This window comes from Streptomyces sp. NPDC056600, assembly GCF_042792855.1.
Lineage (GTDB): Bacteria > Actinomycetota > Actinomycetes > Streptomycetales > Streptomycetaceae > Streptomyces.
In genome coordinates this window covers 1-19518 of sequence record NZ_JBHTVQ010000039.1, presented here as the reverse complement: position 1 = coordinate 19518, position 19518 = coordinate 1, and the positions used below count along the sequence as shown (strand labels likewise).

Annotated in this window: 17 protein-coding genes; 16 read left to right on the top strand and 1 reads right to left on the bottom strand. The window is 72.5% G+C overall.

What is annotated here, in order from left to right:
- Positions 1 to 258: 258 nt before the first annotated feature.
- A complete protein-coding gene (locus ACFRAV_RS19770; RefSeq protein ID WP_382557327.1) occupies positions 259 to 810 on the bottom strand; it encodes a beta-class carbonic anhydrase in 552 nt (183 codons plus the stop codon).
- 428 nt (positions 811 to 1238) lie between these two features.
- Between ACFRAV_RS19770 and rsmH the strand changes: the two genes are divergently transcribed.
- The 16 genes from rsmH to ACFRAV_RS19690 all read left to right on the top strand — a co-directional run bounded on the left by rsmH (position 1239) and on the right by ACFRAV_RS19690 (position 19354).
- A complete protein-coding gene (rsmH, locus tag ACFRAV_RS19765; protein WP_382557324.1) occupies positions 1239 to 2204 on the top strand; it encodes a 16S rRNA (cytosine(1402)-N(4))-methyltransferase RsmH in 966 nt (321 codons plus the stop codon).
- Between the two features lie 25 nt (positions 2205 to 2229).
- A complete protein-coding gene (locus ACFRAV_RS19760; RefSeq protein WP_382557321.1) occupies positions 2230 to 2802 on the top strand; it encodes a septum formation initiator family protein in 573 nt (190 codons plus the stop codon).
- Positions 2799 to 4778: a peptidoglycan D,D-transpeptidase FtsI family protein gene (locus tag ACFRAV_RS19755; protein ID WP_382557320.1), complete on the top strand. Its 1980-nt coding sequence runs from the start codon at positions 2799 to 2801 to the stop codon at positions 4776 to 4778. Before ACFRAV_RS19760 ends, ACFRAV_RS19755 begins: the two co-directional genes overlap by 4 nt.
- Before the next feature lie 46 nt (positions 4779 to 4824).
- Positions 4825 to 6498 carry a UDP-N-acetylmuramoyl-L-alanyl-D-glutamate--2,6-diaminopimelate ligase gene (locus tag ACFRAV_RS19750; RefSeq protein WP_382557318.1) on the top strand — a complete coding sequence of 558 codons (1674 nt, stop codon included), beginning with the start codon at positions 4825 to 4827 and terminating at the stop codon, positions 6496 to 6498.
- A gap of 4 nt (positions 6499 to 6502) precedes the next feature.
- Positions 6503 to 7921 carry a UDP-N-acetylmuramoyl-tripeptide--D-alanyl-D-alanine ligase gene (gene murF / locus ACFRAV_RS19745; RefSeq protein ID WP_382557315.1) on the top strand — a complete coding sequence of 473 codons (1419 nt, stop codon included), beginning with the start codon at positions 6503 to 6505 and terminating at the stop codon, positions 7919 to 7921.
- The gene (mraY, locus tag ACFRAV_RS19740) at positions 7921 to 8991 is read left to right on the top strand and encodes a phospho-N-acetylmuramoyl-pentapeptide-transferase (protein WP_351114462.1); all 1071 of its coding nucleotides are present in this window, start codon (positions 7921 to 7923) and stop codon (positions 8989 to 8991) included. The genes murF and mraY overlap by 1 nt, the downstream gene beginning before the upstream one ends.
- Positions 8973 to 10433 (top strand): UDP-N-acetylmuramoyl-L-alanine--D-glutamate ligase, encoded by a 1461-nt coding sequence (gene murD / locus ACFRAV_RS19735; protein WP_382557313.1) that lies wholly within the window; start codon positions 8973 to 8975, stop codon positions 10431 to 10433. The genes mraY and murD overlap by 19 nt, the downstream gene beginning before the upstream one ends.
- Positions 10434 to 10590: 157 nt before the next feature.
- Positions 10591 to 11967 carry a putative lipid II flippase FtsW gene (gene ftsW, locus ACFRAV_RS19730; protein WP_382557311.1) on the top strand — a complete coding sequence of 459 codons (1377 nt, stop codon included), beginning with the start codon at positions 10591 to 10593 and terminating at the stop codon, positions 11965 to 11967.
- 6 nt (positions 11968 to 11973) lie between these two features.
- Positions 11974 to 13068, top strand: a complete 1095-nt coding sequence (gene murG / locus ACFRAV_RS19725; RefSeq protein WP_382557308.1) for an undecaprenyldiphospho-muramoylpentapeptide beta-N-acetylglucosaminyltransferase — start codon at positions 11974 to 11976, stop codon at positions 13066 to 13068.
- Between the two features lie 73 nt (positions 13069 to 13141).
- On the top strand, positions 13142 to 13960 hold the full coding sequence (locus ACFRAV_RS19720; RefSeq protein ID WP_382557305.1) for a cell division protein FtsQ/DivIB: 819 nt from the start codon (positions 13142 to 13144) through the stop codon (positions 13958 to 13960).
- 279 nt (positions 13961 to 14239) lie between these two features.
- Positions 14240 to 15472: a cell division protein FtsZ gene (ftsZ, locus tag ACFRAV_RS19715; RefSeq protein WP_382557302.1), complete on the top strand. Its 1233-nt coding sequence runs from the start codon at positions 14240 to 14242 to the stop codon at positions 15470 to 15472.
- 10 nt (positions 15473 to 15482) lie between these two features.
- Complete coding sequence (gene pgeF / locus ACFRAV_RS19710; RefSeq protein ID WP_382557300.1) at positions 15483 to 16214, top strand: peptidoglycan editing factor PgeF; 732 nt, start codon at positions 15483 to 15485, stop codon at positions 16212 to 16214.
- 6 nt (positions 16215 to 16220) lie between these two features.
- On the top strand, positions 16221 to 16955 hold the full coding sequence (locus ACFRAV_RS19705; RefSeq protein WP_382557297.1) for a YggS family pyridoxal phosphate-dependent enzyme: 735 nt from the start codon (positions 16221 to 16223) through the stop codon (positions 16953 to 16955).
- Between the two features lie 128 nt (positions 16956 to 17083).
- On the top strand, positions 17084 to 17743 hold the full coding sequence (locus tag ACFRAV_RS19700; RefSeq protein WP_108953861.1) for a cell division protein SepF: 660 nt from the start codon (positions 17084 to 17086) through the stop codon (positions 17741 to 17743).
- A 47-nt stretch (positions 17744 to 17790) separates the two neighbouring features.
- Positions 17791 to 18075 (top strand): YggT family protein, encoded by a 285-nt coding sequence (locus ACFRAV_RS19695; RefSeq protein ID WP_108953862.1) that lies wholly within the window; start codon positions 17791 to 17793, stop codon positions 18073 to 18075.
- A gap of 55 nt (positions 18076 to 18130) precedes the next feature.
- Positions 18131 to 19354, top strand: coding sequence for a DivIVA domain-containing protein (locus ACFRAV_RS19690; RefSeq protein ID WP_382557294.1), 1224 nt, complete (start codon positions 18131 to 18133; stop codon positions 19352 to 19354).
- Positions 19355 to 19518: the final 164 nt, after the last annotated feature.

Below are 19518 nucleotides of genomic sequence, written 5' to 3'. Positions count from 1 at the left end.
GTCGTGTCCCCTGAGCAACGGCGTGTTCGCGTGCCCCCGTCCGCATTCTTGTTCGCCGGAGTCCTGCCTGTCAGGACGTGTGGACAAGACCGGTCCGGACCAGGGGCGACCTGTGGACAACTAGGGCGACTTTCGCAGGGTTTGCCACCCGTTCGGGGGACGCCGAACGCCCGGCCCGGGAGGGATCCCGGACCGGGCGTCTGAGAAAGGCCGATGTGACACGCGGGCACGGGGCGGACAGGACGCCCGCCCGGGCCGTCAGGAGCCGTCGATCTCCCGCAGCAGGCCCGTCTTCACGTCGAAGACGAAACCGCGGACGTCGTCGGTGTGGAGCAGGAACGGCGAGGTGCGCACCTTCTGCATGGACTGCCGCACGTCCTGGTCGACGTCGCGGAAAGCCTCCACCGCCCAGGTCGGACGCTGGCCGACCTCCATCTCCAGCTCGTGCCGGAACTCCTCGGTGAGGGACTCCAGGCCGCAGCCGGTGTGGTGGATCAGCACGACGCTGCGGGTGCCCAGCGCGCGCTGGCTGATGGTCAGGGAGCGGATCACGTCGTCGGTGACCACGCCGCCCGCGTTGCGCACGGTGTGGCAGTCGCCCAGCTCGAGACCGAGCGCCGCGTGCAGGTCGAGGCGCGCGTCCATGCAGGCGACGACCGCCACGCGCAGCACCGGACGGGCGTCCATGCCGGGGTCGGTGAAGGCCGCGGCGTAGTCCTGGTTCGCATCGACCAGGCGGTCGGTCACGGAGCCGGAGGTGTCGGCGCCGGGGGAGGGGGCGGCGGAGCCGGCAGAAGCAGAAGTCGACATGAGGAAGACGTTACTGGCCGCTTCCCGCCCCGACACTTGCGGAAGGGGACAAACGGAACCGTCGATCTTCTGTGTGAGGTAACCCACAAGGGTGGAGTGCACTGCGCCGCACGGGTGATTCCTGTAGGGCGAGGGCGGTACCGCCCCCGGGCGGGACGACGCGCAGGGCAGTTGATTGACCGGCAGACAGGGTGGACTAAAGTGACGCGAAGCGGGAGGCGAGACACGCGATGCCCTCCCCGCTGGACCGAATTCCGGAGCACCCGGGCCGAGGACGCCCGGGATCTCCCCACGTGCGCGGCGCGTACGTGCGGCTCGGCCTCCTCCCGCTCCTGGCCGGCCGACGCTCCTGGCGCCGGCGGGCCTCCCCTCCGCGAGCGGGCGGTGACCCGGTTGCGCGTATCGCCACGCGGACCTGAGAGGGCCCCTTGAGCGAGAGCCGACATGTCCCTGTGATGCTCCGGCGGTGCCTGGATCTCCTGGCGCCCGCGCTGGAGCGGCCGGGAGCGGTCGTGGTCGACTGCACCCTCGGCCTCGGCGGGCACAGCGAGGCCATGCTCACCCGGTTCCCCGAGGTCCGGCTGATCGGCCTGGACCGCGACAAGGAGGCGCTGCGCCTGTCCGGCGAGCGGCTCGCCCCCTTCGGCGACCGGGCCACCCTGGTGCACGCCGTCTACGACGAGCTCCCCGAGGTCCTGGACCGTCTCGGCATTCCCTCCGCGCACGGCGTCCAGGGCGTCCTCTTCGACCTCGGCGTCTCCTCCATGCAGCTGGACGAGGCCGACCGGGGCTTCGCCTACGCCCAGGACGCCCCCCTGGACATGCGGATGGACCAGACCACCGGCATCAGCGCCGCCGAGGTCCTCAACACCTACCCGCCGGGCGAACTGGTGCGGATCCTGCGCGCGTACGGCGAGGAGAAGCAGGCCAAGCGGATCGTCTCCGCCGTGGTGCGCGAGCGCCAGAAGGGGCCGTTCACCAGCAGCGCCCGGCTGGTGCAGCTGATCCGCGACGCCCTGCCGCAGGCCGCCAAGCGCACCGGCGGCAACCCCGCCAAGCGCACCTTCCAGGCCCTGCGCATCGAGGTCAACGGCGAGTTGAGCGTCCTGGAGCGGGCGATCCCCGCCGCGGTGAAGGCCCTCGCCGTCGGCGGGCGGATCGGCGTGCTGTCGTACCACTCGCTGGAGGACCGGCTGGTCAAGCAGGTCTTCGCGGCCGGCGCCGCCTCCACGGCGCCGCCCGGACTGCCGATCGTCCCCGAGGAGTACCAGCCCCGGCTGAAGCTGCTCACCCGCGGGGCCGAGCTGCCCACCGAGGAGGAGATCGCCGAGAACCGGCGGGCCGCCCCCGCCCGGTTCCGCGGGGCGGAGCGCGTCAGGGAGGACGTCCGGTGACCACCGAGGGGCAAGGGGAGGACGGATGAGCGGGAAACCGCAGCTGCGGGGTCGCGCGGCACGGCTGGCGGCGCTGCTGCCCACCCGGGGAAGCCAGGCCGCCCGCACGCCGTTCGTGCTGCTGGTGGTCGCCCTGCTGGGCGGCGGGCTGATCACCCTGCTGCTGCTCAACTCGGCGCTCAGCGAGGGCTCGTTCCGCCTCTCCGACCTGCGCCGCGAGACCAAGACCCTGACCGACGACGAGCAGGCGCTGCAGCGCGACGTCGACGCCTACGCGGCGCCCGACGCGCTGGCGCGCCGTGCCCAGGAGCTCGGCATGGTCCCCGGCGGCGACCCCGCCTTCCTCCAGCCCGACGGCACCGTCCGCGGCAGGCCGCAGGCCGCCACCGGCGTCCCCTCGCCGCCCGCGCAGGCCTCGCCGTCCGCCTCGGCGACGGCGGCCGCCGGACCCGGCGGGTCGGCCTCCCCCTCCGGCAGCGGGGAACCGAAGGCCTCCGGCCCGGCGTCCCCCACGGCGCCGGGAACCGCGGCGGGGGCGGCCGCGTCCTCCCCGAACGCCGCCTCCACCGAACCGCGTTCTCCGACCCCCGGCAGGTGACGGAAGTGCCCGACAGGCAAGCCCAGCGACGCCGCGTCCCCGCGCCCGGCCGGCAGGCCCGGTCCGCCGGGTCGGCCGCCCGCCGCCCGTCCGGCTCCGGCGGCCGCGGCGGACGGCCCACGCCGCCGCGCCGCCCGTCCGGCCCCAAGCCGCTGCGGCTCGGCAGCCCGCGCCCCCGGCTCCGCCTGATCGGCCTCGCCCTGACCCTGGTGCTGTCCGCCTTCCTGGTGCGGCTGCTCCAGGTCCAGGCGGTGGACGCGAGCACCTACACGGCCAAGGCCCAGCAGAACCGCTACGTCGACCAGAAGGTCGAGGCGCAGCGCGGCGACATCACCGACCGCAACGGCGTCGCCCTGGCCAGCAGCGTCGACGCCGACGACATCACCGCCGACCCGACGATGTTCACCCGCAAGGCCACCGGCATCGACGACGCGCCCGAGCGGGCCGCCGAGCTGCTGGCCCAGGTGCTCGAGGCCGACGACCAGGAGCAGGCGGAGATCGCCCGCAAGCTGCGGACGAAGAACACCATGTACGTCCTCCTGGCCCGCCGGCGCACCCCGCAGGAGTGGCAGCAGATCGCCGACCTCAAGGCCGAACTCGCCCGCCAGGAGGGCAAGGACCCCGGTGTGGTCAACGTCCTGGCCGGCGTCTTCTCCGCGCCCAGCAGCAAGCGCGTCTACCCCAACCGCGACCTGGCCGGCTCCGTCCTGGGCTGGGTCGACGCCGAGGGCCGGGGCGGCGGCGGCATCGAGCGGCAGATGCAGGAGAGCCTTGCCGGCCGGGACGGGAAGATCCGCTACGCGCAGTCCGGCGGACGGCAGGTGCCCACCGCCGGGGGGAGCGAGAAGCCCGCGGTGCCCGGCTCCACCGTCGAGCTCACCCTCGACCGCGACATCCAGTGGGCCGCCCAGAAGGCCATCGGCGACCAGGTGGCCGCCTCGAAGGCCGACCGCGGCTACGTCATCGTCCAGGACACCCGCACCGGCGAGATCCTGGCCATGGCCAACGCCCCCGGCTTCGACCCCAACGACCTCTCGAAGGCCGACCCCGAGGCCCTGCGCAACGCCGCCGTGGAGGACGCCTTCGAACCCGGCTCCACCGCCAAGGTGATCTCCATGGCCGCGGTGCTCGACGAGGGCGTGGCCACCCCGGGAACCCACGTCACGGTCCCCAACCGGCTGCACCGCGGCGACCGGCTCTTCCGCGACGACATCGACCACGAGACCTGGCACCTCACGCTCAACGGCGTGCTCGCCAAGTCCAGCAACATCGGCACCATCATGGCCACCGGCCAGCTCGGCGGCACGCAGAAGGAGGCCAACCAGGTCCTCCACTCCTACCTGCGCAAGTTCGGCCTCGGACAGCCCACCGGGCTCGGCCTGCCCGGCGCCACCTCCGGCATCCTCGCCCCGCCCGGGGACTGGTCCACCTCGCAGCAGTACACGATCCCCTTCGGCCAGGGCGTTTCCGTCAACGCCCTGCAGGCGGCCTCCGTCTACTCCACGGTCGCCAACGACGGCGTGCGGGTCCAGCCCACCCTGGTCCGCGGCACCCGCGGCCCGGACGGCGGCTTCACCCCCGCGGAGGAGCCGCGCAGGACCCGCGTGGTCAGCGAGAAGACCGCCAGGACCCTCGCCCGGATGCTGGAGTCCGTGGTCGACGACGAGGAGGGCACCGGCACCAGGGCCCGCATCCCCGGCTACCGGGTGGCCGGCAAGACCGGCACCGCCAACCGGGTGGATCCCAGGACCGGCAACTACAGCGGCTACACCTCCTCCTTCGCCGGATTCGCCCCTGCCGACAAGCCGAGGGTCACCGTCTACTGCGTCATCCAGAACCCCACCGAGGGCAGCCACTTCGGCGGACAGATCTGCGGCCCCGTGTACAAGCAGGTCATGGAGTTCGCCCTGAAGACCCTCCAGGTCCCGCCCACCGGGAAGGAACCCGCCCGACTGCCCGTCACCTTCAAGCCCTGAGCTTTGCCGCACACCGTCAGCACGACCCAGAACAGCAGGAACGCCCGTGACGACGATCACCTCCGGTCCCGGCCCCGCCGACGGATCCGGTCACGCCCCGCCCGGCCCCTCGCTTCGCTCCGGAACCCCCGCGCCCGGTACGCTCACCGCCGTGCCACAAGCTGATCAGTCCCCCCACAACCAGAAACCCGCGGGGCCGCCGAGGCCCGCGCGGGTCGCCGCGACCCCCCTCGGCGAGCTGGCCCGGGCGCTCGGCGCCCCGGACCCGGCGAGCGGCGCCGAGGTCACCGGCATCACCCACGACTCGCGTGCGGTGCGGCCGGGCGACCTGTACGCGGCCCTGCCGGGCGCGCGCGCCCACGGCGCGGACTTCGCCGCCCAGGCCGCCTCCCTCGGCGCGGCCGCCGTGCTCACCGACCCGGCCGGCGCCGAACGCGCCGCGGCCACCGGGCTGCCGGTCCTCGTCACCGAGGACCCGCGCGGCCGGATGGGCGAACTCGCCGCCACCGTCTACGGCAGCCCCGGCGACGCCCTGCTCCAGATCGGCATCACCGGCACCTCCGGCAAGACCACCACCGCCTACCTGATCGAGGGCGGCCTGCGCACCGCGCGGTCCACCGGTCTGATCGGCACGGTCGAGATGCGTATCGGCGACGAGCGGATCAAGTCCGAGCGCACCACCCCCGAGGCCACCGACCTCCAGGCCCTGTTCGCGGTGATGCGCGAACGCGGCGTCGAGGCCGTCGCCATGGAGGTCTCCAGCCACGCCCTGGTGCTGGGCCGGGTGGACGGCTGCGTCTTCGACGTGGCCGTCTTCAACAACCTCAGCCCGGAACACATGGAGTTCCACCGGGACATGGAGGACTACTACCAGGCCAAGGCGAGCCTGTTCACCCCCGAGCGCAGCCGCCTCGGCGTGGTCAACACCGACGACGAGTACGGCCGCCGCCTCGCCCGTGAGGCCGGCGTCCCGGTGATCACCTACTCCGCCGACGGCAGCCCCGACGCGGACTGGCGCGCCGAGGACGTGCGCACCGGCGCCATGGACTCCACGTTCACCGCGGTCGGCCCCGAGGGCGAGCGGATCACCGCCCGCGCCCCGCTGCCGGGCTGGTTCAACGTGGCCAACACCCTCGCCGCGATCGTGGCGCTGGCCGCCGCCGGACTCGACCCGCAGGCCGCCGCCGACGGCGTCGCCGCGGTGCCCGGCGTCCCCGGCCGCCTCGAGCGCGTCGACGCCGGCCAGCCCTACCTGGCGGTCGTCGACTACGCCCACAAGACCGACGCCGTCGAGTCGGTGCTGCGCGCCCTGCGCCTGGTCACCGAGGGCCGCCTGCACGTGGTCATCGGCTGCGGCGGCGACCGCGACACGACCAAGCGCGGCCCGATGGGCGCCGCCGCGGCCCGTCTCGCCGACACCGCCCTGCTCACCTCCGACAACCCCCGCTCCGAGGACCCCCTGGCGATCCTCGCCGCGATGCTGGAGGGCGCCGCCTCGGTGCCCGCCCACGAGCGCGGCGAGGTCCGGGTCTTCGAGGACCGCGCCGCCGCCGTGGAGGCCGCCGTCGCCCTCGCCGGGCCCGGCGACACCGTGCTGGTGGCCGGCAAGGGCCACGAGCAGGGCCAGGACATCGCCGGCGTCGTCCGGCCCTTCGACGACCGCCAGGTCCTCCGCGAAGCCGTCCAGAAGACCCAGGCACCCCAGAAGACCCAGGGATGAACCAGTGATCGCCCTCTCCCTCGCCGAGATCGCAGAAGCCGTCGGCGGGCAGACGCACGACATACCGGATCCGTCCGTCCAGGTCACCGGACCGGTCGTCCGCGACTCCCGTGACGCGACGCCAGGAAGCCTCTTCGCCGCCTTCACGGGCGAACGCGTCGACGGCCACGACTTCGCGGCGCAGGTCGTCCAGGCGGGTGCGGTCGCCGTCCTGGCGTCCCGCCCCGTCGGCGTGCCCGCGATCGTCGTGGACGACGTCCAGACGGCCCTCGGAGCGCTCGCCCGCCATGTCGTGACCCGGCTCGGCGCGACCCTCGTCGCCCTCACCGGATCCGCCGGGAAGACCAGCACCAAGGACCTCATCGCCCAGGTGCTCGGCCGCAAGGCGCCCACGGTGTGGACGCCGGGCTCGCTCAACAACGAGATCGGACTCCCGCTCACCGCGCTCAGCGCCACCGAGGACACCCGTTTCCTGGTGCTGGAGATGGGCGCCCGCGGCATCGGCCACATCCGCTACCTCTGCGGCCTCACCCCGCCGCGGATCGGCGTCGTGCTGAACGTGGGCAGCGCCCACATCGGCGAGTTCGGCGGCCGCGAGCAGATCGCCCAGGCCAAGGGCGAGATGGTCGAGGCGCTGCCGTCCGCCGAGGACGGCGGCATCGCCGTGCTGAACATGGACGATCCGTACGTCAAGGCCATGGCCTCCCGTACCACGGCGAAGACGGTCTTCTTCGGCGAGTCGGACGAAGCGGACGTCCGTGCCGAGAACGTCCGACTCACGGACACCGGACGCCCCGCGTTCCGCCTCCACACACCCTCCGGGTGCAGCGATGTGACAATGCGCCTGTACGGTGAGCACCACGTGTCGAACGCGCTCGCCGCGGCCGCCGTCGCCCATGAGCTGGGCATGTCCGCGGAAGAGATCGCCCTCGCGCTCTCCGAGGCGGGCTCCCTCTCCCGCTGGCGGATGGAGGTCACCGAGCGCCCGGACGGCGTGACCGTCGTCAACGACGCCTACAACGCGAACCCCGAGTCCATGCGAGCAGCCCTGCGCGCGCTCGTCGCCATGGGTGAGACCGCACGGGCCAAGGGGGGCCGTACGTGGGCGGTGCTCGGCCAGATGGCCGAGCTCGGGGACGAGGCTCTCGCCGAGCACGACGCCGTCGGACGGCTCGCCGTCCGGCTCAATGTCGGCAAGCTCGTCGCGGTCGGTGGCCAGGAGGCCCGCTGGCTGCAACTGGGCGCATACAACGAGGGTTCGTGGGGTGAGGAGTCGGTGCACGTGTCCGACGCAGAGGCGGCGATCGACCTGTTGCGCAGCGAGCTGCGACCGGGGGACGTCGTCCTGGTGAAGGCTTCCCGGTCGGTGGGGCTCGAGAAGGTCGCCGAGGCGCTGCTCGAGGGTGAGGTCGCCGCCCGATGATGAATCAGATCCTGTTCGCGGGAGTCATCGGCCTCTTCCTGACTCTGATCGGCACCCCGCTGCTGATCAAGCTGCTGGCCAAGAAGGGCTACGGCCAGTACATCCGCGACGACGGCCCGCGCGAGCACCACAGCAAGCGCGGCACGCCGACCATGGGTGGCATCGCCTTCATCCTGGCGACGATCATCGCGTACTTCGCGGCCAAGCTGATCACCGGCAACGAGCTCACGCTCTCCGGTCTGCTGGTCCTCGGCCTGATGGCCGGCATGGGCCTGGTCGGCTTCCTCGACGACTACATCAAGATCGTCAAGCGGCGTTCGCTCGGCCTGCGGGCCAAGGCGAAGATGGCCGGACAGCTCATCGTGGGCGTCGCCTTCGCGGTGCTCTCGCTGCAGTTCGCGGACATCCGGGGCAACACCCCGGCCTCCACCCGGATCTCCTTCGTCGAGGACTTCGGCTGGTCGATCGGCCCGGTGCTGTTCGTGGTCTGGGCGCTGTTCATGATCCTCGCCATGTCGAACGGCGTGAACCTCACCGACGGCCTCGACGGCCTCGCCACCGGCGCCTCGGTGATGGTCTTCGGCGCCTACACCTTCATCGGCATCTGGCAGTTCCAGGAGTCCTGCGCCAACGCCGGCACGCTCACCAACCCGGGGGCCTGCTTCGAGGTACGGGACCCACTGGACCTCGCGGTGGTCGCCGCGGCCCTGATGGGCTCCTGCTTCGGCTTCCTGTGGTGGAACACCTCCCCGGCGAAGATCTTCATGGGCGACACCGGCTCGCTGGCCCTCGGCGGCGCGCTGGCCGGCCTCGCGATCTGCTCCCGCACCGAGCTGCTGCTCGCGCTGCTGGGCGGTCTGTTCGTCCTCATCACCATGTCGGTGGTCATCCAGGTCGGCTCCTTCAAGATGACCGGCAAGCGGGTCTTCCGGATGGCACCGCTGCAGCACCACTTCGAACTCAAGGGCTGGTCCGAGGTCCTGGTCGTGGTCCGCTTCTGGATCATCCAGGGCATGTGCGTCATCGTCGGACTGGGCGTCTTCTACGCGGGATGGGCGGCGAACAAGTGACCCACGGCCAGGAGTGGCGGGGCCCGCGGCAGGGAGGGGATCTTCGGGGGAAGAACGTCACGGTCGCCGGGCTCGGAGTCTCCGGCGTCCCGGCGGCCAAGGTCCTCGCGGGTCTGGGCGCGCACGTCACCGTCGTCAACGACGGCGACGACGAGCGCGCCCGCGCCCAGGCGGCCGAGCTCGCCGAGCTGGGCGTCACCGTCCGCCTCGGCGACGGCGACACTCTGCCGGACGGCGCCGAGCTGATCGTCACCGCGCCCGGCTGGCGGCCCGACAAGCCGCTGTTCGCCGCCGCCCGCGAGGCCGGCGTGCCGGTCTGGGGCGACGTCGAGCTCGCCTGGCGCCTGCGAGACCTCGACGGCCGCACCCCCGCCCCCTGGCTCTGCGTCACGGGCACCAACGGCAAGACCACCACCACCCGGATGCTCGCCTCCATCCTGGAGGCCGCCGGACTGCGCACCGCCGCCGTCGGTAACATCGGGGTCTCCCTGCTGGACGCCGTCCTCGGCGACACCGAGTACGACGTGCTCGCCGTGGAGCTCTCCAGCTACCAGCTGCACTGGGCGCCCTCGCTGCGCGCCCACTCCGCCACGGTCCTCAACCTGGCGCCCGACCACCTCGACTGGCACGGCTCCATGGAGGCGTACGCCGCCGACAAGGGCCGCGTCTACGAGGGCAACCAGGTCGCCTGCGTCTACAACGTGGCCGACAAGGCCACCGAGGACCTGGTCCGCGAGGCCGACGTCGAGGAGGGCTGCCGCGCCATCGGCTTCACCCTCGGCACCCCCGGTCCCTCCCAGGTCGGCGTCGTCGACGGCATCCTGGTCGACCGGGCCTTCGTCGAGAACCGGCAGAAGAACGCCCAGGAACTCGCCGAGGTCTCCGACGTGAGGCCGTCGGTGCCGCACAACATCGCCAACGCGCTGGCCGCGGCCGCGCTGGCCCGCGCCTTCGGCGTCCCGGCCGGGGCGGTCCGCGACGGGCTGCGGGCCTTCCGGCCCGACGCCCACCGCATCGCCCACGTCGCCGACGTGGACGGCGTCGCCTACGTCGACGACTCCAAGGCCACCAACACCCACGCGGCGGAGGCCTCCCTGGCCTCCTACGAGTCCGTGGTGTGGATCGCCGGCGGACTCGCCAAGGGCGCCACCTTCGACGAACTGGTCACCCGGGCCGCCGGCCGGCTGCGGGCGGTGGTGCTGATCGGCGCCGACCGCGCGCTGATCCGCGAGGCGCTGGAGCGCCACGTGCCCGAGGTGCCGGTGGTCGAGCTCGACCGCACCGACGAGGGCGCGATGGCCGCCGCGGTGGCCGAGGCCCGCGCACTCGCCCAGGAGGGCGACACGGTGCTCCTGGCGCCCGCCTGCGCCTCCATGGACATGTTCGTCAACTACAACGCCCGGGGCGAGGCGTTCGAGAGGGCCGTCGGCGAACTGGCCTGACCCGGAGGGCGGTCGCGGGGACTCCCCGGCCGCCCTTCGCCGTCCGCCGCGCCGGACCGTGCCCGGCGGGCGACCGCCGGGCCCGCCGGGTACGGCGGGTCGGACACGGGCGCCGGGGAAGGCGTGGTTGGATCGGTCGCCGATCGGAAGGGGTGCCATGGAACGCAACGGGACGAAGCGACCCGCGAGCCCGGGCTGCCGCGGTGCCCGCGTGCCGGCGCCCGCGGCGGCCAGGCCCGCCGAGCCGGTGCGGGAGAACCCGGTGCGCCGCACGGTCACCCGCGCCCGCAAGGCCTGGGACCGGCCGCTGACCGCCTACTACCTCATCATGGGCGGCAGTTCGCTGATCACCGTGCTCGGCCTGGTGATGGTCTACTCGGCCTCGCAGATCACCGCCCTGCGCTACTCGCTGCCCGGCACCCACTTCTTCCGCAAGCAGCTGCTCGCCGCCGTCATCGGCGGCGTGCTCCTGCTGGTGGCCTCCCGGATGCCGGCCAAGCTGCTCCGGGCGCTCGCCTACCCGATCCTCGCCTGCTCCGTCTTCCTGATGGTCCTGGTGCAGATCCCCGGGATAGGCGTGGCGGTCAACGGCAACCAGAACTGGATCTCGCTGGGCGGCAGTTTCCAGATCCAGCCGAGCGAGCTCGGCAAGCTCGCCCTGGTCCTGTGGGGAGCCGACCTGCTGGCCCGCAAGCAGGACAAGCGGCTGCTGACCCAGTGGAAGCACCTGCTGGTCCCGCTGGTGCCGGTGGCGTTCCTGCTGCTCGCCCTGATCATGATCGGCGGGGACATGGGAACCGCCATCATCCTCACCGCGGTCCTCTTCGGCCTGCTGTGGCTGGCCGGAGCCCCCACCCGGCTGTTCGCCGGGGTCCTGTCCGTGGCCGGCGCCATCGGCGTCTACTTCATCACCAGCAGCGACAACCGGATGGCCCGCCTCGCGTGCCTCGGCGCCACCGACCCCGGTCCCGACGACCGGTGCTGGCAGGCACTGCACGGCCTCTACGCGCTCGCCAACGGCGGCCTGTTCGGCTCGGGCCTGGGCGCGAGTGTGGAAAAATGGGGACAACTCCCGGAAGCGCACACGGACTTCATCTTCGCCGTCACCGGCGAGGAACTGGGTCTGGCGGGGACGCTGTCGGTGCTCGCCCTCTTCGCCGCTCTAGGCTATGCGGGCATCCGCGTGGCCGGACGCACGGAGGACCCCTTCGTACGGTATGCCGCGGGAGGCGTGACCACCTGGATCACGGCCCAGGCCATGATCAACATCGGTGCGGTGCTCGGCCTGCTGCCGATCGCCGGCGTCCCGCTCCCGCTGTTCTCCTACGGCGGATCCGCCCTGCTGCCGACCATGTTCGCCGTCGGGCTGCTGATCGCGTTCGCGCGTGACGAGCCCGCCGCGCGGGCGGCGCTTGCGATGCGCCAACCCCGCTTTGGTAAAAAGCGGGCGGGGAAGAACCGGCCGGTCCGGGAACCCCGTCGATGGAACACGATGCGACGGCGCGCTACGGCGCGTCCGTCCGGAGAGCGGTGAATTTCGGTGCATGTCGTACTCGCCGGCGGAGGAACCGCGGGCCACATCGAGCCCGCGCTCGCCCTCGCGGACGCCCTGCGCAGGCAGGACCCGACCGTGGGCATCACGGCCCTGGGCACGGAACGCGGTCTGGAGACGCGCCTGGTGCCCGAACGCGGCTACGAGCTGGCGCTGATCCCGGCGGTCCCGCTGCCGCGCAAGCCCACCCCTGAGCTGATCACCGTCCCCGGCCGGCTGCGCGGCACCATCCGGGCCGCCGAGGAGATCCTGGAGCGCACCAAGGCGGACGCCGTGGTCGGCTTCGGCGGCTACGTCGCCCTGCCCGGCTACCTGGCCGCCAAGCGCCTGGGCGTGCCGATCGTCATCCACGAGGCCAACGCCCGCCCGGGTCTGGCCAACAAGATCGGCTCCCGGTACGCCTCCCGCGTCGCGGTCGCGACCCCGGACAGCAAGCTGCGCGGGGCCCGCTACATCGGCATCCCGCTGCGCCGCTCCATCGCCACCCTCGACCGCGCCGCCGTGCGCGCCGAGGCGCGCGCCGCGTTCGGGCTCGACCCCAACCTGCCCACCCTGCTGGTGACCGGCGGCTCCCAGGGCGCCCGCCGGCTCAACGAGGTGGTCCAGCGGATCGCCCCGCGCCTGCAGCAGTCCGGCGTCCAGATCCTGCACGCGGTCGGCCCGAAGAACGAACTGCCCCAGGTCCACCAGATGCCGGGGATGCCCCCGTACATCCCGGTGAGCTACCTGGACCGGATGGATCTCGCCTACGCGGCGGCGGACATGATGCTCTGCCGCGCCGGCGCGATGACCGTCGCCGAGCTCTCCGCCGTGGGCCTGCCGGCCGCCTACGTCCCGCTGCCCATCGGCAACGGCGAACAGCGGCTCAACGCCCAGCCGCTGGTCAAGGCGGGCGGCGGCATGCTGGTCGACGACGCGGAGCTGACGGAGGACTGGGTCCTGCAGAACGTCATGCCCGTGCTCACCGACCCGCACCAGCTCTACCAGATGTCCCGCGCCGCCGCGGAGTTCGGCCGCCGGGACGCCGACGAGCTCCTCGTCGGCATGGTCTACGAGGCCATCGCCGAGGCCCGTCGCGCCTGACCGCCCGCAGGCGGTGGGGGCGGGGAGCGGACCCGGCAGTACGCACGACGCAGCACGACGGAGGGCAGGGAGCGTGGCCGCAGCGACGACGGAGGCCGAACGCGGTGACCGCCGCCCGGGCCCGGCCGAGAAGGCCGGGCCCGGCGGCCCCTCCTGGCGCGGCCGCCTCCCCGCCCCGCCGAGCCGGCGCACCCTGGTGGTCGCCGGCGCGGTGGCGGCGGTGCTGGCCGCCGGCATCGTCTGGCTGCTGTACGGCTCCGCGTGGCTGCGGGTCGGCGAGGTGGGCGTCGCCGGCACCCGCGTGCTCGGGGAGGACGAGGTGCGCCGCGCGGCCGCCGTCCCCGACGGGCTGCCGCTGGCCTCGGTGGACACCGAGGCGGTCGAGGCGCGGGTGCGCGGGGCGCTGCCCCGGGTGAAGTCGGTGGAGGCGGAACGGGACTGGCCGCACGGCGTCACCCTGCGGGTCACCGAGCGCACCGCCGTGCTGCTCCTCGCGGAGCGCGACGGCTTCACCGAGGTCGACGCCACCGGCGTCCGGTTCGCCACCCTGCCCAAGGCCCCCGGCTCCGTGCCGCTGCTCGAACTGGACCCGGCCTCCGCGCGGTCCGCCACCTCGACGCTGCGCCGGTTCGGCCGCGACCGGCTGGTGCGCGAGGCGGTCCGGGTCGCCCGCGACATCCCGGACCCGGTGGCCCGCTCCACCAGGACGGTCAAGGTCCGTACCTTCGACGCCTTCTCGCTGGAACTGAAGGACGGACGCACCGTCCGCTGGGGCAGCCCGGAGGACGGCGCGGCGAAGGCCCGTACCCTGCGGGCCCTGATGAAGGCAACCCCAGGGGCCCGGCACTTCGACGTCAGTGTCCCCTCCGCCCCTGCGTCATCAGCGAGTTGACGCACATCAGCGCAGGCCAGCACCCGGACTGGGCAGTCACGCGCTTGATCACATAGGGTGAAAAGAAAAGCGGGAGGTTCGGCGTGTTCGTTGAACGTGCGCCACTTGTCGACCTAGTGTCCTGTTCGGAATAGTCCAGGGAACAGACACACTGGTAACCCTAAACTTCACCGTTAGGGTTCGGGTCGGCGTTCGGACCGTCCCATTCGGCATCAGCCGGCGCACCGCGGGGAACCCGCGAGGCGTCCGGCACGTAACTCGAGGCGAGAGGCCTTCGACGTGGCAGCACCGCAGAACTACCTCGCAGTCATCAAAGTCATCGGTGTCGGCGGCGGTGGTGTCAATGCCATCAACCGGATGATCGAGGTCGGTCTCAAGGGCGTCGAGTTCATCGCCATCAACACCGACGCTCAGGCGCTGTTGATGAGCGACGCCGACGTCAAGCTCGACGTCGGCCGCGAACTCACCCGCGGACTCGGCGCCGGCGCCAACCCGGCGGTCGGCCGCAAGGCCGCCGAGGACCACCGTGAGGAGATCGAGGAGGTCCTCAAGGGGGCCGACATGGTCTTCGTGACCGCCGGCGAGGGCGGCGGCACCGGCACCGGCGGCGCGCCCGTCGTGGCCAACATCGCCCGTTCGCTGGGCGCGCTGACCATCGGCGTGGTCACCCGCCCGTTCACCTTCGAGGGGCGCCGCCGCGCCAACCAGGCGGAGGACGGCATCGCCGAACTCCGCAACGAGGTGGACACCCTCATCGTCATCCCCAACGACCGGCTGCTGTCCATCTCGGACCGCCAGGTCTCGGTCCTCGACGCCTTCAAGTCGGCCGACCAGGTCCTGCTCTCCGGCGTCCAGGGCATCACCGACCTGATCACCACCCCGGGTCTCATCAACCTCGACTTCGCCGACGTCAAGTCCGTGATGTCCGAGGCGGGCTCCGCCCTGATGGGCATCGGCTCCGCCCGCGGCGACGACCGCGCGGTGGCCGCCGCCGAGATGGCCATCTCCTCGCCGCTGCTCGAGGCGTCCATCGACGGCGCCCGCGGCGTCCTGCTCTCCATCTCCGGCGGTTCCGACCTCGGTCTGTTCGAGATCAACGAGGCGGCCCAGCTGGTCAGCGAGGCGGCCCACCCCGAGGCCAACATCATCTTCGGCGCGGTCATCGACGACGCGCTCGGCGACGAGGTCCGGGTCACCGTGATCGCCGCCGGGTTCGACGGCGGCCAGCCGCCCGCCAAGCGGGAGAACGTCCTCGGCTCGGCCTCCGCCAAGCGCGAGGAGCCGGCCGCCCCGTCGCGGCCCGCCGAGCCGGCGCGCCCGTCCTTCGGGTCGCTCGGCAGCGTGACCCCCAAGGAGGAGCCCCCGGCTCCGGCCGCCCCGGCCCCCGAGCCGGTGGCCGAGCAGCGTCCGGCCGCCACCCCGGTGACGCCGGTCGTCCCCCCGCTCCCGCAGTCCCGCAGCTACCCGGACAGCATGGCCGAGGAGCTCGACGTCCCGGACTTCCTGAAGTGACACTCCCGAAGTGATAGATCAGCGCGAGAGCGTCAGCGGCGCGCACTTCGCCTTCACCGACAGGTGGGGCGGGGTGAGCGCCGCTCCGTATGAGGAGCTCAACCTCGGCGGCGCGGTCGGCGACGACCCCGCCGCCGTCCTGGCCAACCGCGGCCGGGCCGCCCGCTCCCTGGGCCTGGACCCGGGCCGGGTGGTCTGGATGAACCAGGTCCACGGCGCCGACGTGGCCGAGGTCGACGGGCCCTGGGGCGACGGCGCGGACATCCCGTCGGTGGACGCCCTGGTCACCGCCCGCCCGGGCCTGGCTCCGGCGGTCCTCACCGCGGACTGCGTCCCCGTCCTGCTCGCCGACCCGGTGGCCGGCGTCGTCGCCGCGGCGCACGCCGGGCGGCCGGGCATGGTGGCCGGCGTCGTCCCGGCGGCGGTCGAGGCGATGACGAAGCTGGGCGCCGACCCCTCCCGGATCGTGGCCCGGACCGGGCCGTCGGTGTGCGGGCGGTGCTACGAGGTGCCGGAGCGGATGCGCGAGGAGGTCGCCGCCGTCGAACCGGCCGCCCACGCCGAGACCTCCTGGGGCACGCCCGCGGTCGACGTGGCCGCCGGGGTGCACGCGCAGCTGGCGAGGCTGGGGGTGCGTGACGCCGGGCGGTCGCCGGTGTGCACCATGGAGTCGCGTGATCATTTCTCGTACCGTCGCGACCGGACCACCGGCCGGCTCGCCGGGTACGTCTGGCTGGACTGAAGAGGCATGACGGAGAGCGGAACGAAAGAGCGCGGCGAGGAACTCGCGGCGAACCTGGCCCGGGTCCGGGACCGGATCGCCGCGGCGTGCGACGCCGCGGGGCGGGCACACGACGAGGTGACCCTGATCGTGGTCACCAAGACGTATCCGGCGAGCGACGTGCGGATCCTGGCGGAGCTCGGGGTGCGGCAGGTGGCCGAGAACCGGGACCAGGACGCCGCTCCGAAGGCGGCGGACTGCGCCGATCTGCCCCTTTCCTGGCACTTCGTCGGTCAGTTGCAGACCAACAAGGTCCGTTCTGTGGCCGGTTATGCCGACATGGTGCAGTCCGTCGACCGCGCCCGGCTGGTCACCGCCCTCTCCAAGGAGGCGGTGCGCCGAGGCCGGGAGATCGGCTGCCTGATCCAGGTCGCGCTGGACGCCGAGGAGAAGGAGCGCGGGGAACGCGGCGGCGTGGCGCCCGGCGGGGTCGAGGAACTGGCCGCGCTGATCGCCTCGTCGGAGGGTCTCCGCCTCGGCGGACTGATGACCGTCGCCCCGCTCAGCGGTCCGTACGCGGGGCGTCAACGGGCCGCGTTCGACAGACTGATGGATTTGTCGACTGCCCTGCGCCGAGCCCATCCGACTGCAACCATGGTGTCGGCCGGGATGAGTGCGGACCTCGAAGAGGCTGTGGCGGCCGGGGCGACACACGTACGCGTCGGCAGCGCGGTGCTCGGAGTCCGTCCCGGGCTCGGGTAACGTCGCCAAGAGTCGGACCACAACAGAAAATATGGTCTTTACCGCCGAATGGCGGGCAGAACGACCTCGTGGATCGCGGGGACGTGGCAGTCGTCAGCCGATCCACCACAGAGCGGAGGACTCAGAGCATGGCCGGCGCGATGCGCAAGATGGCGGTCTACCTCGGCCTCGTGGAGGACGATGGGTACGACGGCCGGGGTTTCGACCCCGACGACGACTTCGAACCGGAGCTCGATCCCGAGCCGGAGCGTGACCGTCACCGACACGAATCAGTACACACGTCGCACAGTTCACACTCGTCCCATGGTTCGCACCAGCCCCAAAGGGAAGAATCGGTGCGAGTGGTGCAGCCCCCGGCACCGCGCGAACCGGCTCCGGTGACCGTCGCCCCCGCGGCGGAAACCAGCCGACCCGCGCGGATCGCCCCCGTGGCGTCCATCACACAGGAACGTCAGAGTCTGGAGAAGAGCGCGCCGGTGGTCATGCCCAAGGTCGTGTCGGAGCGGGAGCCCTACCGGATCACCACTCTTCACCCGCGGACCTACAACGAAGCCCGTACCATCGGGGAACACTTCCGTGAGGGCACGCCGGTGATCATGAATCTGACTGAGATGGATGACACAGACGCGAAGCGACTTGTCGACTTTGCGGCCGGTTTGGTGTTTGGTCTTCACGGCAGCATCGAGCGGGTGACGCAGAAGGTGTTCCTCCTGTCTCCTGCTAACGTCGATGTCACGGCGGAGGACAAGGCCCGCATCGCAGAGGGCGGGTTCTTCAACCAGAGCTGAGACATATCGGGTGACGCAGGACACAGGGGAGAGGGAAGCAGCAAATCATGAGCGTGTTCTGGGACGTGGTCTACATCGCGCTGATGTGCTTCCTCCTTGTGCTGATCTTCCGGCTGGTCATGGACTACGTGTTCCAGTTCGCCCGCTCGTGGCAGCCCGGAAGGGCGATGGTGGTCGTATTGGAGGCCACCTACACTGTCACCGATCCACCGCTCAAGCTTCTGCGGCGGTTCATCCCGCCGTTGCGTCTCGGGGGCGTGGCGCTCGATCTGTCCTTCTTCGTGCTGATGATCATCGTCTACATCCTGATCTCCGTCGTGAGCCGGCTGTGAGCGCGATGTGAATGACGTTCCTGCCGAAAGCCGACGACTACGTTGAGGTGAAGAGATGCCGTTGAGCCCCGAGGACGTGCGGAACAAGCAGTTCACGACCGTCCGCCTCAGGGAAGGCTACGACGAAGACGAGGTCGATGCCTTCCTCGATGAGGTCGAAGCCGAACTGACCCGACTGCTCCGGGAGAACGAGGACCTGCGCGCCAAGCTGGCCGCGGCGACCCGTGCCGCCGCGCAGAACCAGCAGGGCATGCGCAAGGGTCCCGAAGGGCCCGGCGGCCCGCAGGGCCCCGGCGGCCCCCAGGACCAGGGTCAGGGCATGCGCGGTCCCGGTGGACCTGTGCCCGCCGGGATATCAGGACCCCCGCAGCAGCACGGCGGCCCCATGGGTGGCCCGCCGCAGCTGCCGAGCGGTGCCCCGCAGCTTCCCGCCGGCCCGGGCGGCGGCCCTCAGGGTCACGGCGGTCCCCAGGGCCACGGCGGCCCTCAGGGTCCCGGCGGCCACGGTCCGCAGGGTCCCGGCCCGATGGGCCAGGGTGGTCCGGGTCCGATGGGCCAGGGTGGCCCCGGTCCCATGGGCCAGCCGATGCACGGCCCCGGTCCGATGGGCGGCCCCATGGGCGGTCCCGGCGGCCCGATGGGCGGCCCCGGCCAGGGTCCCGGTGGCGACAGCGCCGCGCGCGTCCTGTCGCTGGCCCAGCAGACCGCCGACCAGGCGATCGCCGAGGCCCGTTCCGAGGCCAACAAGATCGTCGGCGAGGCCCGCAGCCGCGCCGAGGGTCTCGAGCGTGACGCCCGTGCCAAGGCCGACGCGCTGGAGCGGGACGCGCAGGAGAAGCACCGCGTCGCGATGGGCTCCCTGGAGTCCGCCCGCGCCACGCTGGAGCGCAAGGTCGAGGACCTGCGCGGCTTCGAGCGCGAGTACCGCACGCGGCTGAAGTCCTACCTGGAGTCGCAGCTGCGTCAGCTGGAGTCCCAGGCGGACGACACGCTGGCCCCGCCGCGGACGCCGGCTCCGACGGGCGCCCCGTCGCTGCCGCCCCCGCCGCCGGCCCCGTCGATGGCTCCGGCCGGTGCCGGGTCCGCGTTCGGCGGCGGTCCGATGAACGGTGGTCCGGGTCCGTCCTCCGCCTTCGGCGGTGGTCCGGGCAACGGGCAGCCGCAGATGTCGCCGGCCATGACGCAGCCGATGGCGCCGGTGCGGCCGCAGGGTCCCGGTCCGATGGGCCAGGCTCCCTCGCCGATGCGTGGGTTCCTGATCGACGAGGACGACAACTGACGGCCCGCGGTTAGCGGTACGGCACGCCTGTCGTCGGCGTTCGGTAGGGCGGTGGGCCCGACCCCCCGGGGGGGGGGGCCCCCCCGTTTGGGGGCCCCCCCGGCCGGGCGGGGGGGTTTTAACAAAAAGCCGGGCCGCCCCGGGGGGGGGGGGTTTGAGGCGGG

Excerpts from the sequence above, each read along its gene's own strand:
- ACFRAV_RS19770 (WP_382557327.1), bottom strand. The coding sequence starts at position 810 with ATGTCGACTTCTGCTTCTGCCGGCTCCGCCGCCCCCTCCCCCGGCGCC.
- ACFRAV_RS19760 (WP_382557321.1), top strand. The coding sequence starts at position 2,230 with ATGAGCGGGAAACCGCAGCTGCGGGGTCGCGCGGCACGGCTGGCGGCG.
- mraY (WP_351114462.1), top strand. The coding sequence starts at position 7,921 with ATGAATCAGATCCTGTTCGCGGGAGTCATCGGCCTCTTCCTGACTCTG.
- murD (WP_382557313.1), top strand. The coding sequence starts at position 8,973 with ATGGGCGGCGAACAAGTGACCCACGGCCAGGAGTGGCGGGGCCCGCGG.
- ftsW (WP_382557311.1), top strand. The coding sequence starts at position 10,591 with ATGGAACGCAACGGGACGAAGCGACCCGCGAGCCCGGGCTGCCGCGGT.
- ACFRAV_RS19705 (WP_382557297.1), top strand. The coding sequence starts at position 16,221 with ATGACGGAGAGCGGAACGAAAGAGCGCGGCGAGGAACTCGCGGCGAAC.
- ACFRAV_RS19700 (WP_108953861.1), top strand. The coding sequence starts at position 17,084 with ATGGCCGGCGCGATGCGCAAGATGGCGGTCTACCTCGGCCTCGTGGAG.
- ACFRAV_RS19695 (WP_108953862.1), top strand. The coding sequence starts at position 17,791 with ATGAGCGTGTTCTGGGACGTGGTCTACATCGCGCTGATGTGCTTCCTC.
- ACFRAV_RS19690 (WP_382557294.1), top strand. The coding sequence starts at position 18,131 with ATGCCGTTGAGCCCCGAGGACGTGCGGAACAAGCAGTTCACGACCGTC.